Source organism: Adhaeretor mobilis (assembly GCF_007741515.1).
Taxonomy (GTDB): domain Bacteria; phylum Planctomycetota; class Planctomycetia; order Pirellulales; family Lacipirellulaceae; genus Adhaeretor; species Adhaeretor mobilis.
Genome location: NZ_CP036263.1, coordinates 3,400,092 through 3,420,791 on the forward strand (window position 1 = coordinate 3,400,092; position 20,700 = coordinate 3,420,791).

Here is a 20,700-nt window from a genome sequence, read left to right on the forward strand (position 1 = left end):
ATTGTTGCGTTCAGGCTTTGGGACGAATTGAAGTTAGGCTGTGACAACAGCTTCTTGTTGATGAATAAGTTCGAAGAAGAGTTCTTCGAGATCGGGTTGATCGTGCTGCTCGCGTAGAGCGTCGAGGTTTCCTTCAGCTAGGAGTCGGCCACGGTGCATGATTGCCACACGATCGCAGAGTCGCTCTGCCTCTCGCATGATATGCGTGGAAAACACAATGCATTTGCCTTGATCTCGCAACTCGGCTACAGCATCGAGCATGGCTCTCGCAACAAGCACATCAAGCCCACTAGTCGCTTCATCAAAAATGAGAATCGGTGGATCGTGAACAATTGCCCGCGCGATCGAAACCTTTTGCTTCATGCCGGTCGACATTTTAGCTCCCAGCAAGTCGCGAATCTCTTGCATTTGAAGCCGCTCAAAGAGGTCTTCCATGCGCTCGCGGAGTGGCTCGTCCTCAATGCCATAGAGCCTGCCAAAGTACTCCACCATTTCCCATGCGGTCATGCGATCGTAGACGGCCGTGTTGGCACTCATGAACCCGATCTGTCGACGCACTTGGGACGGCTGGGTCACAACATCGTAGCCATTGACTATTGCCGAGCCACCGGTGGGTTGCAGCACCGTGCTGAGGATTCGCAAGGCGGTTGTCTTGCCCGCCCCGTTGGGTCCAAGGATTCCGTAGACTTCTCCCCTATTTGCCTGAAAACTAAGGCCGTCCAGAGCGACAAACTCTCCGCGATGCAGATCCACGTATGCCTTGGATAGTTCGTGAGCCTGGATCATAGCGAGATATTGTCGTTCGTTGCGGAAAAGCTACGGCAAGCGTAGTTAGGAGCGGCGGGGTACTTGAGCCTTGGGAACCCGAGTCTCCTGGACCTGACGACGGCCAAGAATCCCCTTCAACTAGGATACCAGCCTGGTAGCGGTCAGAGGAAGTAAGTTCCGGCGAGAGTTCAGCTGACGATAGGCAGAAGAGGCAGGTTTTGCCGACTTTGCGGAACAACCGACTTCACTTCGTCGTCGATCAGCTCGTAGAAGACATTTCGCTGCCGGGGGGTATAGCCGAGATTGGAGATCGCATCGCGGATTTGCTCCAGCGATAGGTGATGTACCGTACCCGCTTCAGCGACCACATTCTCTTCGATCATCAGACTGCCCATGTCGTTAGCCCCGTAGAGTAGGGCCATCTGGCCGATCTTTAATCCTTGTGTGACCCAACTCGACTGCAGATTGTCGAAATTGTCCAGATACAACCTCGCCACCGCGTTGGTTTTCAAATACTCGAACGCGCCTGCTGGGGGGATTTCAGCCATGTCGGTGTGGTCAGGCTGGAAGCTCCAACAGATGAACGCAGTGAAACCAGCCGTTTCATCCTGCAACTGCCGCAATCTTTCTAAATGTTCAATTCGCTCGGCTAGCGTTTCCACATGGCCGTACATCATGGTAGCCGTACTGCGTCCTCCCAATTGGTGCCACACACGATGGACGTTTAGCCAGTCGTCGGTCATCACCTTGCCACGCGTGATTTCACTGCGCACACGATCAACCAGAATCTCAGCACCGCCGCCCGGTAGGCTGCCCAGCCCGGCTGCTTTCAAGCGAGTGAGAACTTGCTCAAGCGGTAGCTTTGAAATCTTGGTGAAGTGGTAAATCTCCGGCGGGCTAAAACCGTGGATGTTTACGCTAGGAAAACGCTGCTTCATCTCTTGCAGCATTTCCTCGTACCACTCCAAAGGAAAATCGGGATGCAAACCGCCCTGCAACAGTATCTGATCTCCTCCCAGCTCGACCGTCTCTTCGATCTTCTTGAGCATCACCTGTCTATCGAGCACGTATCCTTCGGGCGACTTGGGACTGCGATAGAACGCGCAAAAATCACATACTGCGGTGCAAACATTCGTATAGTTAATGTTGCGATCGATGTTGTAAGTGCGATAGTCTTCGGGGTGTTTGCGGCGCGTGATCTCGTCCGCAGCGCGGCCCAGTGCCGCCAAGTCGTGCGACTCAAGTAGCTGCAGACCTTCCTCGGGCGACAGCCGCACTCCGGCGACGGCTTTCTCGAGAATATCCGAATTGGTTAGCTGGGCGATCATAAAGGAGTGAACTCGGTATCAAAAGTGAACTCGGGTGCGTGATCGATTAGTTGAAGATGCCGCGCCCGGCGAAAAAACTCTGCCAAGGCGCGTTGCTCAGGGGCTCCGAACTGGAAATTGAGATTGTCACGAAGGTACGACAGCACGAGCTGCTCGGAAAGCCCCAATTCGCGGGCGTGTTCTGCCGCAATGGCTGGTAGGTGCCGACTTCCACGATCGCGGGCCGTGTTGAGGGCCCGCTCGACCTCCGAAGTATCGATGCCCGGCCGCGCCACCCACAGGGCAAAAACAAAGGGCAAACCGGTAAGATCTCGCCAGCGCTGGCCCAGATCCCAACGCTCGACAAGCTGGTCTGAAGAAAGGTTGATCGCACGGTCGCCGATCACGAGAATCGCATCGGCAACGACGTCCTCAGGCGCAGCGTCGATGGACAGCGGTAGCAACTCAGGGCAAACTCCGCAGTGCTCTTGAAGGAGCAGCTGTGCAAGAATGACGCTCGTACGCGACCCCTCGTCTAGGGCAAGGGTACGTACCTCGTTGGGTGGGCAACGAAACAAAAGCTGAACGCTCAGCACAGGGCCCAGGCAGCCAATGCAGGCTGAGGAAATGATCGACCACTCTGGATGCTTCGACAATTCAACGCACGGAGCAAGCGCTACGTCGAGCTCGCCTGCTGCCAATCGATCGGCAAGCTGACTGGGCAATTCGAAACTCAACTCGTGGCCCGGAAGTTCGCCGGCCAAGCCATAAACTAGCGGCTTTGTATTTAGGTAGTTCACCGCGCCAATCCTCAGCGGAGTCGATTTGGCTGGCAGATGCGTCATGAAGCTGTGCGTCAATATCTGAAAAAATGCGTTGCCGATTGCGGCACTGAAGGGAACACTCATTGTAAGGGGACTGGCTCTTCCCTACGAGTCCAACCGCTGGCTACCAGCCACTTTAACCAAGGATCGCCGTACGTAAGCTTCACTCATACTTCCAAATTGCGGAAAGCTTTCAGTCCCTTGCGGAGTGGGACAATTGTGACGACGGCCGCAAGTGCCGTGGAGGCGAGGATCCCGGTGAGCAGCCAAAAACGCAGATAGCCCACTTGCAAGAACTTGGGTGGCATCTCAGCTCGGCCGGCAAGAAGGTAAAAGTGACAGGGGAGGGCGGTTAGTAACACGACCACCAAAATGTACAGCGCACTGAGAACCAAGTTCAACGTTCCACCGAAGCCGGCTGCAATCTTCGATGGCGACTGTTCCCGAAAGTTGGGCATCATGGCTCCTAGACCAACCGCCATGCCGGAGAGTCCCACGCATAGTAGCAGGCAAATGAGTTGATGTACGCCGACCACCATCCAGCTCACGTCGAGCGTCAAATCGCTCAGGAGCACGAGTGCAGAACAAGGTAGCCAAGAACCTCCGGCAGCAAACCAGAATTTCCCCCAAATGATCGTCTCTCGTTCGACAGGGAGTAGGCTGAGAATCCAAAACCGCCGCCCCTCGAGACTCAGCAGTGGATAGATGAAACGCGTAGTAAATGTCGAGAGGATTAGTCCCACCACGGCAAGATTCAAAAAGCTCACGACATTAACCCAGGTCAGTACGCTGAGGTCGGTCTTATGTTGTCGAAAGCGATCGACATTGGCAAAGTAGAGAGTGAGCAGCCCGAAGAAAATCAAGAATTGCGACCACTGCACGGGATCGCGTCTAAAGAGTCGCAAGTCTTTGCTGATCAGCAGTCGTGTCTGTTTCGGAAATGCAAACATGAGCTTTTCGGCGATGAGATCGATCCAAGCCAGGTCCACCCGTCCCTTCTTAGCAGGCCGCGTCGCTAGCCCCCAATAGCTTTCACGAAACACACGTTTGCCAATCCACTTCACAATCAAGTGAAGCATAAGGGCATTCGACACGATCAAGACGAGATACTTGCCGCTCTCTAGCCAGGGCAAGTCGTCCGGATTCAAGTCCCAACGTCGTGCTGCATCGATCAGAGCGTGACTAAGCCATGTGCTCGGCAGCCATTCGCCTCGTGTGAAACTGAAACGCAAGTAGGTCTTCTTAAACCAAGCAGCCCCGAGTAGATCCGCGTCGGCAATGGCCAGCGTTCTCCAGATTGATTGGTAGGCAATCACGATGACCACCACCGATGCCAGGCCGATCGCCACGCGACGCATCCTAGGGAGATGCCGCATGAGCAACAAGCAGCCGATTGCCCCGATGGATGAAGGGATATAGGCAAATGCGATGAGCAAGAACGGCAGATAGGCAAAGTAGTACCAGGGCGATTGTACCACCCAACCATAGGCGACTAACATGGGGCTGGCCAGCAAGATGAAGCCCCAACTGCTGAAGAAGATCGCCTCCTGAAAACGAAAGAACACGATACGCTCATCGCGCACCGGTAGCGTCATCAGAAATTTTGTCTCGCGAGATGCGTACAGGCTGCCATATAGGATAATGCCCGCTGAAAAGATAAGCATAACCTGCAGCGAAGAGAAGAAGAGGGAGAAGACGAAGAGGATGGTCTTGGCATGCAACGAAGCGCCCGATTGCCCGACATGCGAGACGACGAACTTGAAGCCTTCGTAGAACAGCACAAACAGCCCGATCCAAAACAGGACGCTCAAGCCAACGACCAGTGTGGTGCGCAACTTGGCATGCGCGGCGAGGCCGCGCAAGTTCGACCAGCCGATTGCCGACCTAAGCCTCAGAAAAACCTGCCCTTCTCGCTCGTGGGAAGGGAGCGAGCCTACGAGTACGGCAAGCTCTGTTTCAGACGGTTGAGGGAGGCTAGGCTTCACGGTTAGAGCGATTGCTCCGATGTCGGGACAGGATCGATTTCCTTCGCCACGGGCATTTCCCCAGTTGGGTTAGCTCCTGCACCCTCCATCAGCGCTAGATAGAGATTCTCAAGTGATTCGCTAGAATCCGGCATACGACTCTTCAGTTCATCCACAGGTCCGTCGAAAAGTTTGTGTCCCGCTTTCATCACACCAATTCGATCTGCGATTTCCTCAGCTACATTGAGCGTATGGGTCGACATGAAAACGGTCTTGCCGGCATCGACGTAGTTGCGGAGCAGGTCTTTAACGAGCCGGATGCTGTGCGGGTCTAAGCCCACCATGGGCTCATCAACCACCAGCACCTGTGGCTCGTGAATCATGGCTGCAGCAAACACGGTGCGTTGTCGCATGCCGTGGGAATAGCTCTCGGTGAGGCGATCTAGGAAATCTACAAGCTGAAAACGTTCCGCCTCTCGTTCCAACGCTGTTTTGGCGGCCGCATCGCTCAAACCATACATGCTGGCTACGAAATGCAGAAATTCTCGTCCAGAGAGCTTGTCGTAAAGAAACGGTTGGTCAGGCACATAGCCAACCAGTCGGCTGGCTTCCCGAGATTGCTCGGTAACATTGTACGGTCCTACGGTGACTGTCCCTGAGGTAGGTCGCAGCAGCCCCACCAAGGTTTTGATCGTGGTGGTCTTACCCGCGCCGTTATGCCCCAGCAATGCAAACAGTTCACCCGCTTGGATATCGAGGCAAAGTCGATCAACGGCGACGCGATCTCCATAGGTCCGCGTTACCTGATCGAACTTGAGCATGAGAAACTGTGGCGAGAGGGAAGCAAAGGTTGTGAAGGCTGTAGACACGCACTTGTTCGCAAAGCGTCGCGCACACTTCCATGACTACTAATTATGATCGCCAGCCCCCTTATGGCAAAGCGGCCTTCTTCCCACCAGAGAGTTCTTTTCTAAGGCGAATTTCATTCATGAGTATGGGGAAAAAATCGTTGACTAAGTCATGCACCTCGTCGTCAGCTAGTCGCGTAAAGCAAAGCTGCGCATTGGAGAGATAGACCACTTGCTTCAGTACGAGACCGTCCGGCTCGACCCACGTCTTGGCACGTAGCCGTGCCCGATCGGACACTCCAGCGGAAGAACTCGTGTGGTAGTCGACACGCATTACGCGTTTTCGCTCTCCTGCGTGCTCTAAGAACTCGGCCGCCATCACTTCAGCATCGACACGGTCGATGGGCTCTTTCGGGTTACCGAAGGGGTTGTAAACGTCTTCTTGCCAATGGCGTCCTACGTACATGTAGGGCAGTCTGGCGTCGGGAAATAATGATTCGTTGAGAGCTGCTTGGTCAGGGATTTGGATCTCGTCGGTATAGGGGAAATCGCCTGCTTGAATCTTCAATTGCATTTTCGACTCTTTCATTCGACCGCTGATCTTCACGATGCCAGTGACATCGTTGATCGCCACTGAGCTTTCGAATGCTGTAAAGTTATCTAGAGAGTCGAATTCCAGTCGTGTCTTCGCAGAGAACTTCAAACTACCTAGCTCGCGCACTGCGCTCTGCATCCAGGCCGGAGCCAGTTCCAGCATCGGCACATTGTCAAGAATAATGCGGTTATGCACTTCAGTCGTTCCTTGCACACCCTCTCGCATGAGACTCACCGCATGCCCAACGCGGCGTCCCGACCATTGCACTTCCCAAGCTACGGGCAGATCTGGGGAAAGCCCCGCCGCCATGGGGAGATCACTCTCGTAGAACGAGGGGAGAATCTTATCGACGACCAGCCAGGACATGCTTCCCAGCCAAAGGACGACGGTCGACGAGATGAATACTCGATTCAACATTCCACGGAAATCCTAATGATGGTGCTTCCGGAACCTGCTACGCGATCTAAGTTGATGCAATCCAAGGTGACCGCCTATGCCAAGCCTTGCTCAACACGTCTCCCACCACAGCGACGATGACACAGTGCCGGTGACTCTAACTGACTGCCCAACATGCGTTGGACTAATTGGCACCTTGGGTGGTTCATTCTAGCCGGTAAAGTCAGCCGAAGCGACTGATTTCCACGTTAACGTGAGCAAAGACCTTAGTATTTCTCTACCTTGCTGTCGCCTATTGCAGTGATAAATGCCTCATCTCGGGAGGTCGCCTGTCACCAATTCGCCCACTAATTCGCGAGTGGTATATATCTTGGTCTGCGAGCTAGCAGGAGGGGGCCGGGATTCGAGCGATTCGATCGTGCGGAGCAGTTCCACAACGGATCCCGAGTCAATTGCGACTTGAAGTGCTTTGCGTCCTGAGCCTCGTGAGGCCAATCGGTCAAGCGGAGCGTAAGAGCCTAAGGCTTCCGCCACGGACCTCAGCGCATCACCTCCGTCCCGGTAATACAGCCTGGAGAGGGGGGATCTATCAGCAAGAATTCGATTGACTAGCAATGGCGAACTGAATGCCATGTGGTGATGTGTTACTCTCAAGAAGTCCTGCAAATCTCGCACATCGGACTGCACAATCAGATCGTCGGGCTGGATATCTGCGTTTGCAGCCATGAACCGATAAACAGTCTCAGTAAGCACCCGCTGCTCGTTTTCCCGCTGCTGGGTCTCGTTACCTGCTAGTTGCACGTTGACCCCCACAGTAAAGGCTAGTGCAGTTATCCAAAGAGAATTCATGGGCTGAAACTTGTTTCAGGGTTTAGCGACGTTCGTCTCCGCATGGCTCTAAGTGAACCTTCCGAGAACTCATTTGTCCTTGATCTCAGTCAAGCATAGGCCACAATGCTTAGACTGACAATTCCTCACAAAAAGCCGTAAACTGTTTATCCGTTTGCACTTAATGCAATTCCTGATCATTCTTACGTGATCTATAATGGTGGATATGCGAAAAAAAATTTGCAATTTCATGTCAATAGCCGTAATATGCCAACTCGGCAGTGAAGCCACTATCTCCGACATCTTTGTCCCAACGCAATAGGTTCAACCATGGCTGGTACTCCCTACTTCGTACAAGAGTGCCCCACTTGCGGGAGAAATCTGCAAGTGCGGGTATCGTATCTGGGCAAGAACGTCACCTGCCGCCATTGCAGCGCTGAGTTCGCCACCCGTGACCCGGAATCGACTGATCCGCTTCCTGCGGAATCAGGGATTGGTCTATTGGCCCGCGCTGACGAGCTTCTCTTACAGGCAGCTGCTAAACATGGCGGACTAGACTCGGCATCGCGCTGCTAGGGCTCTGTTGCCTTGTTCCATGGTTCGCTTAGGCACAATTTGACCTGACCGGCGGACCAGCGTGTGATTCAACCGCGTCCAAGCGCCGCGAAATCTGCAAAGAACTGTGGATACGTCTTGTTCACACATTCGGGATCAAGAATTACAACGCTAGGTTGACGCAAACCGGCAACCGCAAAACTCATCGCCATCCGATGATCGTTGTAGGTGGCAATTTCCGCCGGAGTGAACTCGCCTGGGGTGATCTCTAGACCGTCTTCAAATTCATTTACGCTCGCCCCCAGCTTCCGTAGTTCAGCGGCCACGGCGGCAATGCGGTCGGTTTCCTTATGTCGCACATGGGCGACATTGCGAATGCGAGTCGTACCCTCAGCAAACAGGGCAACGACTGCCAAGGTTTGCATGGTGTCACTAATGGCATTCATGTCGAGATCAACCCCACGGAGCGAACTTCCCTGGACTACTGTGCAGTCGCTACCGTAGTTGACTTGGCAACCCATTTGAGCCAGGCAATCGCAGAATTTGACGTCGCCTTGTAAAGAGTTCTCGTGAAGCCCTTGAACTTCCACCTTACCACCTGTCACCGCGGCGGCTGCGAAAAAGTAGCTCGCGGCGGAGGCGTCGGGTTCGATTCCATACTCCGTAGCTTGATAGGGATTATTTGATTCGATCACGATTTGCTCGTAGCCTGACGTCGCCCGCAACTTCGCACTGAACGATTCCATGACCGCCTTGGTCATTTCAACATAAGGCACCGAGACCAACGTGCCCTTAACATCAATTGTGACACTCTCGTCAGCATACGGAGCGGCCATCATCAGCCCGCTCAAGAATTGGCTGGAGATATCCCCCCGAATCTGTGCCACACCGCCCTCAAGCCCCTTTGCAGTCACCACCACGGGCGGACAACCCGTTTCGCTGAGCGAAATCTCCGCCCCAAGCTGCTGCAACGCATCTCGCAGGTCGGCAATGGGCCGCTCGTGCATTCTGGCGATGCCATCCAGGGTGTATTTGCCATTGCCCAACGTAGCCAGTGCGGTGAGAAAGCGCATGGAGGTTCCGCTGTTCTCGACATACAGCTCAGCTCGATCCCGTGGCAGTTTTCCATCACAGCCCTGAACGCTCAAGCATTTTCCGCCCTCGCTCGATTCAATCTCGATCCCCAAGGCCCTGAGGCTGGCGATCATGACCTGCGTGTCTTCGCTGTCGAGTGCACCCGTCAGGATCGATTGCCCAGAGGCTAGAGCAGCACAGATGAGCGCCCGATTGGTGAGACTCTTCGAGCCAGGCGGACGAATCGTTGCGTCGAGCGGGCCAGCGAGCGGCATGATTTCGATTTTTCTGCTCATAGTCAGGTTACTTCTCGGAGATTTTCCAGAGGTGCTTGTGACTGCGAACGAACATCGCATCATCGGCGACTGCTGGCGAACCCAATACGGCTTCGCCAAAGTCGGGTTTGGAAATGATCTTACCCTTCTTCGAGCTTCCCTTGCTACCCAACGAAACAACGAATGCCAGTCCATCAGAATTAATGCAGTAGATAGCCTCAGAAGTGAGCACGGGCGTGGCCCAGAACCGACCCTTGAGTCGCAAGTCCCAGGGCTTGACACCTTTTGCCTTATCGGTCGCACCGCACTTGAGCACGCCTGACCGATTAATCACAAACGCACGGTTGCCATCGATCACAGGACTAGGCGAGCCCATCTGCAAGCGGTTCTCCTGCCACTGGGGCTTCACGGTCTCCTCCGATTCAAGTTCAACGTGGTATGACTTAATCCCCTTGGAGGGAACGTACAACAGGTCGCCGGAGACGCACGAAGCGATCGTTTCGCACTCGATCTCTTGACTCCACAGTGACTCTCCCGTCTGAGCAGCATACACATCTAAACGAGTTCGCGATTGCACGGCCACGGCATCGATGAACTGCCTCCCCTTCTCAACTTTCAGTGCGACAGGCGATGACCATGTCGCCTCCAACGGGCGATTGAGGTCCCATAACATTTCTCCCGTTCGGCAGTCGAAGGCCGCAACGAACGAAGCGCCCAGGGCTTCACTTTGCACAACGACCGAGCCTCCTGACACGACGGGAGAACTCGACATCCCGACATCGTTGCCAGCCTGGGGAAAATTCAACTGAAGTCCGCGTACCCATTGAACATTGCCATCGAGATCGAGCGCAACCAAGTCATTTGAGGAGAAGAAAGCATAAATTCTCTCGCCATCAGAGACAGGAGTATTGGCGGCCACGGCGGATGTCGCGTTACACAGCGTTCGCCCAGTTGCCCAGAAATTGCGTTTCCAAAGCTGCTTTCCTGAGACTTGATCGAAAGCTATGACGTGCAAGCGATCTTCACGTGGTCCACTGGAACAGGTCACGACAACCCGCCCATCGACCACAATGGGCGAGGAGACGCCACGCCCCGGCAGATCAACTTCCCAGGCAATATTCTCACACGTATCGACAGACCAGTCTGTAGGGAGTTGAGCCGTCTCGGAAATGCTGCGACTATCACCACGAAAACCTAACCAATCTTCTGCGATCACCCGCTTAGAACTCGCACCACAAAGCAGCAACGCGACGGCAAAGGCCAGTGGACTGACAGAAGCCCTGCGATAGTTCACTGTCCGGAAATATTGTCTCATATCGTTTGCTCATAAGGTGGTGACTAATCATTGATGACGACTTTCAACATGGCTACTTTTGCTGCACCGCTACTTCTGCTGCACCGCCCAGTGCATCGGTGATGCGCAACCGAAACTCCCATTCTTTTTCCCATCCCATTTTCTTCGCGTTCTGACAGACCTTCAGTAGTACTTGATTCGCTCCCACTTTTAGTTGTGCATCAGCGACATGCTGATCAACGGCAAATCCCGAGTGATAGACATTGTGCTCCGTCAACTGCTTGCCGTTGACCCAAAGTTTGATCGCATTGTTCGAGGCAACACGAAATTGCACCGGCTGGGTCTGCTCGCTCATGACCGTTGCCTTCGCGTAGGCGACCACTTCCTTCTCGTCTCCAATCGCCTCGTTCAAATCAACGATTCCCTTCTCGTCCTCCGAGTGATATGACGACCAACTAACGTTGCTCGCCTTGCCACGGTAGGTTGCCGCTGTGTTGTTGTTCGCTTCGGGCCCAAATGCCGTGGCAAAGCCTGCTAAGTCGGTATTGTCGAACGGCCCCACGAGTTGCCAGTCAACCACGTAGCCCATTTGCTGGACCAGATCGGCGGGCTTGCCAAGCTCGGTCAGTTTCTTGGCAATCGACTCGATTTGCTCGACGTCACGAGCGCTAGCAAATGCTTTTTGGTAAAGCTGCGTCTTCTTGTCGTCGGCAGTTTCCAGGTCTACCTTATCGAGAAGCTGCGCAACCGCCTCGTAGCGAAGCTCTAGACTCGAATCGTCCAGCATTGCTGGGAGCAGCCGTTCCTTTGCCGACGGATCCACTCGCTCCAGCCATTGAAACGCAATCCTGCGACCTCGTGGAGAATGAGCGACGTTGGTTGCGAAGCTTTCGAGCATCTTCTGTGGAAGAGTTCCAGAAGCATTGAACTCTCGCTCCGCCACAGCATCTGCCGCCATACACAACCAATTAGCCGCCAAGGGCGAAGTGTCTTTCATGGCAGCTAGGATTGTCGGCAAATGCTCAATCTTTGCTGTGCTCACCTGCTTCCAAGCACGCTGTTGGTCGAGTTGGCCTTCTGGACCGAAGGTCGCATTGCGCAGAATCTCCAATGGCTCGGCCAGGTTGCCGTTCTGGGCGTTGGCATCCTGCGTAACAGTCGAAACGATCGCTGCAACCGCCCACAACAGGCTTAGGTGAATAAATTGGGATAGTTTCTTCACGGGAAGCTCGTTGCAAAGGTTTTCAAGAGCAGCGACCAGACCTTCGAATCCGGGCCCTGCTACAGTTGTCAGTACGTTGTTATTCTCAGGGTGGCAATCGCCGACTATGCTGGAAGCATCCTCAGCTAAAAACCTTATCGCGAAGCCCAGATGATCGCTAGTCGCTCAGGCCAGTAGCGATGGGAGAAAAACCAAAATGAAGAAAGTGACAACTGGAGGTGGCTGGCCCGCGGTGGCTTATACCTTCCGCAAGGCCAAAGAGGCAGGCGGAATTTGGAAGCTGTGGAAGGCTATGCGCAGTAAGAATGCTTGCAAGACCTGCGCACTGGGTATGGGCGGCCAACGGGGCGGCATGGTCAACGAGAGCGGGCATTTCCCCGAGGTGTGCAAAAAGTCTTTGCAGGCGATGGTAGCCGACATGCAGGGCGCCATCACCACCGACTTCTGGAAAAAGTGCACGCCCGAAATGCTGCGGTCCCTCTCCCCCAAGGAACTGGAAGACTGCGGCCGCCTCACGCAACCGGTGCTCTACACGCCTGAGCTCAAGCGATTTCAGCCGATCTCTTGGGGCGATGCGTATGACCGCATCGCCAAACAGCTGAAAGCCCTCTCGCCGGAAGAAACCTTTTGGTACTTTAGCGGCAGAAGCAGCAACGAAGCTGGCTTTCTATTACAATTGTTCGCCCGACTCTACGGCACCAATAACGTCAACAACTGTAGCTACTATTGCCACCAGGCGAGTGGCGTGGGACTGACTAGTGTGACGGGGAGCGGCACAGCAACAATCCAGCTCGAAGATTTAGACGAGGCCGACTTGGTCTTCGTCATAGGTGGCAATCCGGCAAGCAATCACCCGCGACTCTTGCGAACGCTCATGCAAGTTCGCCGACGCGGCGGCGAGGTCGTGGTCATTAATCCGATTGTCGAAACGGGCATGGTCAACTTCAGCGTTCCCAGCGATGCGCGAAGCCTGCTGTTCGGCTCGAAGATCGCTAGCCTGTATGTACAACCTCACATCGGCGGCGATCTTGCTTTGCTGGCTGGAATTGCGAAACAGATCATCGAACTCAACCAGCACGACCAAGAGTTCCTCGATGCTCATTGCAGTGGCTGGGCGGAGCTAGCGGCCAGCTACCATGACATGAGTTGGGAAGAAATCATTCGCAAGAGTGGCATATCGCGCGAAGAGATCGACAAAATTGCCGACCGCTATGCGAAAGCGGAGAATGTCGTCTTCAGTTGGACGATGGGCATCACGCATCATGAAAATGGCGTAGAGAATGTGCAGGCCATAGCAAATCTGGCACTCATGCGGGGTATGGTAGGTCGACCGGGCGCAGGACTAATGCCCATTCGCGGCCACTCCAATGTGCAAGGCATTGGCTCAGTAGGTGTGACTCCTAAGCTTAAGGATGCAATATTCGAGTCTCTGGAGAAACATTACGATGTCAAACTGCCCACCGTCCAAGGCCGCGACACAATGGACTGCATGGAAGGAGCTGGCACGGGAGAACTGAAGTTCGGTTTCTGCCTCGGTGGCAACTTGTACGGCTCGAATCCAGATGCCCACTTTGCTGAGAAATCACTACGCAATTTGGAAACACTCGTGTACCTGAGCACCACGCTCAACACGGGGCACGCCTATGGCTTGGCAAAAGAGACGATCATTCTGCCGGTACTTGCTCGCGATGAAGAACCGCAGCCCACCACTCAAGAGTCGATGTTCAACTACGTGCGTCTCAGCGATGGCGGCCCCACGCGGCACGAGGGCCCCCGCAGCGAGATCGAAGTCATCGCTGATATGGCGCAGCGTGTACTTGGCCCGAAGAGTTCCGGTGTAGATTGGTCGCTCATGCGTGACTCGGGACGCATTCGCGAAGCCATTGCGGCCGTGGTGCCCGGCTTCGAGAAGATTGCAAGCATTGCCGAAACGAAAAAAGAATTTCAGATCGGCGGGCGTACGTTCCGCGACCCTCAGTTTGCCACTCACGATGGCAAAGCGCAATTGCATTCGCACGAGTTGCCAAACCTGAAAGGAAACGGTAGTCAAATCCGCTTGATGACCATTCGTAGCGAAGGCCAATTTAATACGGTCGTCTACGAAGAGCACGATTTTTATCGCGGAGTGCCTCGGCGAGATGTGATTCTCCTGCACCCGGAAGACATTACACGCCTGGGCCTCGACCCTTCCATAACAATCAGCGTCCACGGTCCCGCGGGCAGCATGCGTGGGATTCACGTCCATCCGTTTGAGGAAATCCGTCCGGGGAACGCTGCGATGTATTACCCGGAAGCCAACGTGCTGGTCAGCCGGCATCTCGATCCCAAGAGCAAGACTCCAGCGTTCAAATGCGTGCTGGTGACTTTGGAATCTGAGTCACTAGCTGTGGTCGGCGCCTAAAAGTCAAAAACCTTATTGGGACCGCTGCTAACCAGGGGTGTCCAGATACGGATCTTGCCCCATTTGCTTTTGAACCTTTTGGCGTTCCTTCTCGTGATAGAGCAGCACCTTGCGTTCACGAAACTGGCGACGTTCGACTTTGCGTTGTGCTTTGCGGAAGAGTGATTCCATATTCCTTAGCCGTTTCGACTGCTTCAGACCGTGAGCTTCGAGCCGATTGGCCTTCTTAGGTCCGAGGCCGAGCAACAGGATTTCGTCATCGAGTGCTAAGTACTGACGGTACGTGCCCGGATCGCCTTGCCGACCGCACCGACCGATGAGCTGCCGATCGACGCGCTGCGATTCGTGAAGTTCTGTGCAAATCACGTGCAGCCCGCCCAACTCCTCGACTCCGTCGCCCAGCTTAATATCCGTACCACGGCCGGCCATATTCGTAGCGACCGTGACTTTGCCTTGCTCGCCGGCTGCGGCAACAATCTCTGCTTCCTGTGCTACGTGGCGGGCGTTAAGAACGGTGAACTCGATCCCTCGCTCCTCAAGGAGCTTTCCGAGGTGTTCACTCTTGTCGATGGTCCGCGTCCCGATCAGTACAGGTCGTCCTTTTTGGTGCTCTACTAAAGCATCTTCCACAACCGCCGCCCACTTTTGATCGGCAGTGCCGAAGATGTACGTAGGGAGCTGTTTACGCACGGGCGGGCGATTCGTGGGAATCGGCTCCACCTTCACCTTGTAAATCTTTGAAAGCTCACGACGGCTCGAGGATGCCGTACCCGTCATGCCGCACAGACGCTCGTAACGCAGGAACAAGTCCTGAATCGTAATTCGCGCTGCTTGATTTGTCGCGAACGTGATTTCAACTCCCTCTTGCGCTTCAACGGCCTGATGGATTCCGGAACGCCATTTGCGGCCCTCGGCCATGCGCCCAGTAAATTCATCAACGATCACGATTTCTCCGTCGCGGACCACGTAGTGCCGATCGAGAAACATCTCTCGCTTTACCTTCGCCGCGCGCTGGATATACTCGTAAATCGTTGAGAGCGGCAAGCGGTCCATCGCTTCAGGTTTTTGGAGAGAACGAACCAGCTGCCGGCCTTCGAGAGTGAGCTCGACCGTGCGATCGTCGTGGTCGTACTCGTAGTGCTCATCCTCGATAAAGTCGGGCGCCGTCTTCGATGCCCAGTTGTAAGCCTCTGCCGCAATTTTTTCGTCTTCGCCGGGTAGCGCGCTGATAATCAGCGGCGTGCGTGCCTCGTCAATGAGAATGCTATCCGCTTCGTCTACAAGCATGAAATGCAGACCTCGTTGGACGGGATTGTCTTGCGTGCCGGACTTCACACCAAGCATCTGGCCGAACAGGTCTTGCTGGCCCTCACCCTGACCGCGTAGTAGAAGTCGATCTCGTAGGAAATCAAAGCCCATCTCGTTCGCAGTGCCATAAGTCACATCGCACTGGTACGCTTGACGCCGCTCGTCTTGCGGTTGCTGCCCCTGAATGATGCCGACCGTCATTCCCAAGGCTTTGTAAAGTGGTTTCATCCATTCAGCGTCGCGCTTGGCGAGATAATCGTTGACTGTTGAAAGGTGCGCCCCTTTGCCTTCGAGTGCCGCCAGATACATCGGCAGGGTAGCGGTAAGTGTTTTACCTTCGCCCGTTTGCATCTCGACGATCGAACGATTGTGCATGGCAGCGCCACCCAGCAGCTGCACTTCGAAGTGACGCATGCCTAGCATGCGCCGACCGGCTTCTCTCACAAGAGCGAACGCTTCAATTAAAAGCTTGTCGAGCGTTTCCCCACTGCGAGCCCGATATCGCAGCCCTAGGCTAGCTTTCCGAAGCTGCGGGTCTGCCAGATCCTTCATTGCTGGCTCAAGAGCATCGATTTGCGGAATCAAACCCGCGTAACGTGCGATGCGATTGCCTGAGGCAGCGCGGACGGTTCGGTTGATTCCTGACGGGACACGCGACACGAGTTGGTAACGAACTGCTAAGACCAGGGAAAGAAGAAATCACTTGCCGCGTGCAGGCGGCGACTCCCCTACAGCCTAGCCTAGCGGTTACCAGCTTACTACTCCAGACGCATACCCGCGATACGCTACTGTCGCTGGCGTTGTACGCCGGAAAGTTGGTAAACTGGAGCGAATGCATTTTGGTCGTTTTGAAGATTGTAGAGTTGCCCGCGGACCATCACAAATTCGCCCGACTGTAGCTGCCCCAGCAACTCAGGGTTCGCAACGGCAACGTTGCCTCCCAGTTGGTCGGGATTTGAGCCGTTGGGCATGTAAACAATCCGCCACTGTCCGGTTTCAGGTGAGTAGACCAATTGCCCCCGCAGCCACTCATAAGTGGGGCCCATTCCAAAACGCGTTGCTGTATCGTTAGCCGCGGCTTGAGCCGCATCGTGGGCTGCAAACAGATTGGACCCACTAGCGGCGATATCTACCGGAGGTTGAGACACTTGCCCCAAAGAACTGCCTCGCGGACGGAAGCCATCGCTGCCCGCGAACAAGTCGGAATTGGTTTTAACGGATGAGGGATAAGCCGTCTGGGAGACAGGTCGCAAGTTGGCTGGGCCATAACTTTGCAGATAGCTCACGCCACCCGTGGGCTGATTGACTCCCGCAAGTGTGGGCTGGGGAATTTGTGGCGTAGGCAGAATCGAATCTTGCGGTACTACATAACTTGCTTGGGCTGCTTGATTTTGTGCCAAAGTGTTTTGTGTAGGCTCTGCGAAAGTGGTCCGCTCAAAGCGCAATCGCGATTGATCCTCCGGAATGCTAATCGAATCAAGACCAGCGGAGACCATCTGCCCGCCATAGTTTTGCGAAGCGTTGGCAGTCGGACCAAGGGGAATCTCTGCACTGGACGGTTGCACGCCATAGCCGGGGGAATAGGGTGTTTGTTGAGGAACCGACTGGGAAGAACCATTCCAGCCGCCCGGCGGAGTCGCCCCTGGAGTACCGTAGCCGGGTGTCGATTGGTAGGGAGAACCCTGGTAGTTAGGAGCAGGCGTGTAAGCAGGTGGCTGAGAAGCAGCCGGCACACCTGGCACAGGATCGCCTGGGTAATAGGGTTGCGCTGCGCCAGGCGTCAATGCGCGTGTAGACGGCGGTGGTACGCGATCAGGCGTAAGGAACGGATTAGTCAGTGCGCTTTGCGAATTCTGACAACCGGTAACGATGAAGGCTGTAAGAATAAGAGCGGTGTGAATCGCTTGAGCACATCGTGTGCGAGGCATCGGCAGCATCCTTTCCTGCCGTGTGAAGCAGGGGTGAGGGACGTTCTACGGACCTACGGCCACCTCCGCCCCCCGGCAGCCTTAACTGCGGATGATAGCGGATGCCCTAGCTGCGTCCAGGCCGATTGCCGCTCGCGGCTTAGCTTTCCCTTAAATTGAGCCACTCCATACAAAAAGCGGCCACCTGCTAGCAGGTGGCCGCTTGTATCCTCAAAGCTTACCGTGCCAATTTACTGAAGCAGGCTCACCTGTAACATGGGTCCAGCAGATTCCTTGAAGAAGGGGTTCACGATTGCCAGTGGCGGCGTTTGCGCCTTCACGCTGGTCGTCTGATCGGGCGAAGGTTCCTCCTTGGACTGGCTCTCTGTCGAAGTAAGCGAGTTCTTCACAAATGGATTGTCGATCGCCAACGGTGCCGGAGCTGCGTAGGCCGGGGTTACGTGCGACGGCAGATAAGCAAACGGGCTGTGACCGTAGGTGCGAGGCACGGGGTTACTGTAGTACACGGGTGGGAAAGCGGCAAAGTGGGGCACTTCTCTATCCAAAAGGTTGTAGAGCCTGCCCACATCGGCGTAGGCTCCTAAGCCCAATCCGCCACAGTACCCGCCACCACATTGGGCGCTTGCTGTCTCAGCGGAAGCGAGTGGACAAGCTGCTAGGGTAGCAATGAGTAGATATTTGCGTAGATTCATTGGTGGTACCTCTTGCTAGAAAACTTTGATTGAGAGTGCGTCAAGAACAATTCGCGCACAGTAATGGCGATCGAATTAACCTATTTTCACAATAATCAGGATCCGGCCCGATCGCAAGAAAACTCGCTCTAACTAGCCAGGAAATTCCAGTTTTGCAGCTAGAATTTAGGGATGACGCCCGAACAACTCTCCACTGAAATTAAGAAACTCAGCAGTCAGCTGGGCTTTGCGCTGTGCGGAGTCACCCCGGCTGTTGAGCCCCCTGGGGCGACGCGTCTTGGTGAGTGGCTCGCCCGAGACTACGCAGGCGACATGCACTATTTGGAGGAGCGACAGGAAGCCTATCGCCATCCCAAACATGTACTCGATGGCGCCCGTAGCCTAGTGATGCTGGGCATGCACTATCGAACGGCGCAACCCATCGAGCCCGCAGCGGGGCAGGGCAGGGTGTCCTGTTACGCATGGGGAACGGGCGACTATCATGATCTCATCCGCAAGCGTCTGCATGAATTGTCTGATCAAATGAGAGATTGGTCGCCCGAATCGCAGACTCGTGGCGTCGTAGATACCGCACCACTCTTGGAAAGAGAGTTCGCGCAACTCGCTGGCCTCGGCTGGGTCGGTAAGCACACACTGCTAATCAATCGCGCCCAAGGCAGCTACTTTTTCTTAGCGGCCGTTCTAACCGATGCCGTGCTTGCTTACGACTCAGCTTTCGAGACCGATCATTGCGGCAGTTGCACGGCTTGCCTCGACGCTTGCCCGACAGGCGCTTTTCCGCAGCCGTATGTGCTCGATGCTTCGCGTTGCATTAGCTATCTCACAATTGAGCACCGCTCCGCAATGCCGAGGGAATTGCGAGCCGGCATAGGCGACTGGCTGTTTGGCTGTGACGTTTGCCAGGACGTGTGTCCCTGGAATCGTCGCTCGCCAATCACCGAGGAGCCAGCATTCCAACCCCTAGAAGCAATGAATCCAATTGAGCTGGCCGAGCTCTTCGATCTCGACGAAGCCTCGTTCCGGCAGCGATTCCGCAAAACACCGCTCTGGCGACCTCATCGGCGGGGGCTACTACGCAACGCGGCAATGGTCTTGGGAAATCAAAAACGCAAATCGACCGTTCCAGCTCTCATCAAAGGCCTTTCTGATGAGGAATCATTGGTTCGAGGTGCCTGTGCGTGGGCTCTGGGCCAGATATCCAGCCAGTCTGCCCAGCAAGCCTTGAATGGCCAACTAGCAATCGAAACCGAAGAAACCGTCATTCAAGAAATTCGTTCTGCCCTTTAGTTGCTTAACTAAACAATGCCCGCTCTGTTGACGCACAGGCCTGAACAGCGAAAATACGACCATGCCTCACCCACTTCCTACACTTCGCATTGGCGATATCGAGCTCGACTTCCCGGTCGTGCAGGCGGCGCTTTCAGGCTATAGCGATACGGCTATGCGTGTCATCGCCCGTCGACTGGGAGCACCCTATACAATTTGTGAGGTAATGCTCGATTACTTTGTGCTGCAGGTGAAAGAGCGACGCAAGACAAGCCACCTCATGCATGTCGCTGAGGAAGAGCACCCGGTGGCAGGCCAGCTCATGGGTGCCGATCCCGAGCAATTTGGTCCCGCGGCATTGAAGTTGGTTGAACGCGGGTTCGATGTCATCGACATCAACTTCGGCTGCCCAGTAAAAAAGGTCCTTGGTCGCTGTCGCGGCGGGTTCCACTTAAGTCAGCCTAAGGTCGCACTGCAAATTATTTCGCGCGTACGCGACGCCGTGCCAAAGCATATTCCCGTTACCGTTAAAATGCGTCGCGGCATCGATGACAAGGAAGAAAGCCGTGAGCAATTCTTCCAGATCTTCGATGGCGCCTACGAGCGCGGGGCGGCGGCAATTACCGTCCATGGACGCACCGTCAAACAGCGCTACGACGGCCCCTCACGCTGGGATTTTCTTCGCGAGCTCAAACAGCATGCCGGCAACCGCGTACTATTGGGGAGCGGCGACCTGTTCAACGCGCAGGCCTGTCTCGACATGATCGAGTACACCGGCGTTGATGGCGTTACCGTCGCTAGGGGTGCAATCGGCAACCCGTGGGTGTTCCAACAAGCTCGCGCATTAGCGGCGGGCGAGCCTCTGCCGGCACCTCCCACGATGCAGGAGCAACGCGACGTGATTGCACAGCACTATACGATTGCCGAAGAGCTTTACGGAGCGGAGAAATGCGTTCCTACCATGCGTAAGTTTGGCATCAAGTACTCGCAGTTGCATCCCGAGCACACCCTGGTACGAGCGGACTTTTGCTCTGTCAAAAAGGCCGGTGGCTGGCGCGATGTTCTTGATAAGTGGTACGGCGAAAATGGCCCAGGCGTGCACCCAAAGATCGAAGAGCCGGCACCAATTCGTGAACCAGTCGAAGTCTAGATAGC

17 protein-coding genes are annotated in these 20,700 nt (G+C 55.0%); 4 read left to right on the forward strand and 13 right to left on the reverse strand.

All coding sequences use genetic code 11. The features are described 5' to 3' along the window. Positions 1-33: 33 nt before the first annotated feature. The 7 genes from HG15A2_RS13455 to HG15A2_RS13485 all read right to left on the reverse strand — a co-directional run bounded on the left by HG15A2_RS13455 (position 34) and on the right by HG15A2_RS13485 (position 7,551). Entirely contained in the window at positions 34-786 is a 753-nt protein-coding gene (locus HG15A2_RS13455) for an ABC transporter ATP-binding protein (protein WP_145060726.1), read from the reverse strand. 170 nt (positions 787-956) lie between these two features. Further along, entirely contained in the window at positions 957-2,096 is a 1,140-nt protein-coding gene (gene mqnC / locus HG15A2_RS13460; protein WP_145060727.1) for a cyclic dehypoxanthinyl futalosine synthase, read from the reverse strand. Then, positions 2,093-2,983: a menaquinone biosynthetic enzyme MqnA/MqnD family protein gene (locus tag HG15A2_RS13465; protein ID WP_246117731.1), complete on the reverse strand. Its 891-nt coding sequence runs from the start codon at positions 2,981-2,983 to the stop codon at positions 2,093-2,095. The genes mqnC and HG15A2_RS13465 overlap by 4 nt, the downstream gene beginning before the upstream one ends. An 83-nt stretch (positions 2,984-3,066) precedes the next feature. Then, a complete protein-coding gene (locus HG15A2_RS13470) occupies positions 3,067-4,884 on the reverse strand; it encodes a putative ABC transporter permease subunit (protein ID WP_218931948.1) in 1,818 nt (605 codons plus the stop codon). A 2-nt stretch (positions 4,885-4,886) separates the two neighbouring features. Next, positions 4,887-5,732: an ABC transporter ATP-binding protein gene (locus HG15A2_RS13475; RefSeq protein WP_218931949.1), complete on the reverse strand. Its 846-nt coding sequence runs from the start codon at positions 5,730-5,732 to the stop codon at positions 4,887-4,889. Between the two features lie 61 nt (positions 5,733-5,793). Next, positions 5,794-6,723 carry a hypothetical protein gene (locus HG15A2_RS13480; protein WP_145060729.1) on the reverse strand — a complete coding sequence of 310 codons (930 nt, stop codon included), beginning with the start codon at positions 6,721-6,723 and terminating at the stop codon, positions 5,794-5,796. Between the two features lie 291 nt (positions 6,724-7,014). Beyond that, positions 7,015-7,551 (reverse strand): hypothetical protein, encoded by a 537-nt coding sequence (locus HG15A2_RS13485; RefSeq protein WP_145060730.1) that lies wholly within the window; start codon positions 7,549-7,551, stop codon positions 7,015-7,017. A 309-nt stretch (positions 7,552-7,860) separates the two neighbouring features. Here HG15A2_RS13485 and HG15A2_RS13490 point away from each other — a divergent pair, with 309 nt between their 5' ends. Continuing rightward, entirely contained in the window at positions 7,861-8,106 is a 246-nt protein-coding gene (locus tag HG15A2_RS13490) for a response regulator (RefSeq protein ID WP_145060731.1), read from the forward strand. Between the two features lie 68 nt (positions 8,107-8,174). On the opposite strand, the gene aroA is transcribed toward HG15A2_RS13490, so the two are convergent. The 3 genes from aroA to HG15A2_RS13505 are packed head-to-tail and all read right to left on the reverse strand — an operon-like array spanning position 8,175 to position 11,950. Beyond that, on the reverse strand, positions 8,175-9,455 hold the full coding sequence (gene aroA, locus HG15A2_RS13495; RefSeq protein ID WP_218931950.1) for a 3-phosphoshikimate 1-carboxyvinyltransferase: 1,281 nt from the start codon (positions 9,453-9,455) through the stop codon (positions 8,175-8,177). A 7-nt stretch (positions 9,456-9,462) separates the two neighbouring features. Continuing rightward, on the reverse strand, positions 9,463-10,749 hold the full coding sequence (locus HG15A2_RS13500; RefSeq protein ID WP_145060732.1) for an outer membrane protein assembly factor BamB family protein: 1,287 nt from the start codon (positions 10,747-10,749) through the stop codon (positions 9,463-9,465). A 52-nt stretch (positions 10,750-10,801) separates the two neighbouring features. Further along, positions 10,802-11,950: a hypothetical protein gene (locus HG15A2_RS13505; RefSeq protein ID WP_145060733.1), complete on the reverse strand. Its 1,149-nt coding sequence runs from the start codon at positions 11,948-11,950 to the stop codon at positions 10,802-10,804. Between the two features lie 196 nt (positions 11,951-12,146). Here HG15A2_RS13505 and HG15A2_RS13510 point away from each other — a divergent pair, with 196 nt between their 5' ends. Continuing rightward, positions 12,147-14,351, forward strand: coding sequence for an FdhF/YdeP family oxidoreductase (locus tag HG15A2_RS13510; protein ID WP_145060734.1), 2,205 nt, complete (start codon positions 12,147-12,149; stop codon positions 14,349-14,351). Between the two features lie 27 nt (positions 14,352-14,378). On the opposite strand, the gene HG15A2_RS13515 is transcribed toward HG15A2_RS13510, so the two are convergent. From HG15A2_RS13515 to HG15A2_RS13525, 3 genes are all read right to left on the reverse strand, one after another. Next, positions 14,379-16,319 (reverse strand): preprotein translocase subunit SecA, encoded by a 1,941-nt coding sequence (locus HG15A2_RS13515; RefSeq protein WP_246117732.1) that lies wholly within the window; start codon positions 16,317-16,319, stop codon positions 14,379-14,381. Between the two features lie 125 nt (positions 16,320-16,444). Next, positions 16,445-17,587, reverse strand: coding sequence for a hypothetical protein (locus HG15A2_RS13520; RefSeq protein ID WP_145060736.1), 1,143 nt, complete (start codon positions 17,585-17,587; stop codon positions 16,445-16,447). Between the two features lie 230 nt (positions 17,588-17,817). After that, positions 17,818-18,279 carry a hypothetical protein gene (locus HG15A2_RS13525; RefSeq protein ID WP_145060737.1) on the reverse strand — a complete coding sequence of 154 codons (462 nt, stop codon included), beginning with the start codon at positions 18,277-18,279 and terminating at the stop codon, positions 17,818-17,820. 171 nt (positions 18,280-18,450) lie between these two features. Here HG15A2_RS13525 and queG point away from each other — a divergent pair, with 171 nt between their 5' ends. Then, positions 18,451-19,566 (forward strand): tRNA epoxyqueuosine(34) reductase QueG, encoded by a 1,116-nt coding sequence (gene queG, locus HG15A2_RS13530; protein ID WP_145060738.1) that lies wholly within the window; start codon positions 18,451-18,453, stop codon positions 19,564-19,566. 61 nt (positions 19,567-19,627) lie between these two features. After that, a complete protein-coding gene (locus tag HG15A2_RS13535) occupies positions 19,628-20,695 on the forward strand; it encodes a tRNA dihydrouridine synthase (RefSeq protein WP_145060739.1) in 1,068 nt (355 codons plus the stop codon). Positions 20,696-20,700 lie beyond the last annotated feature (5 nt).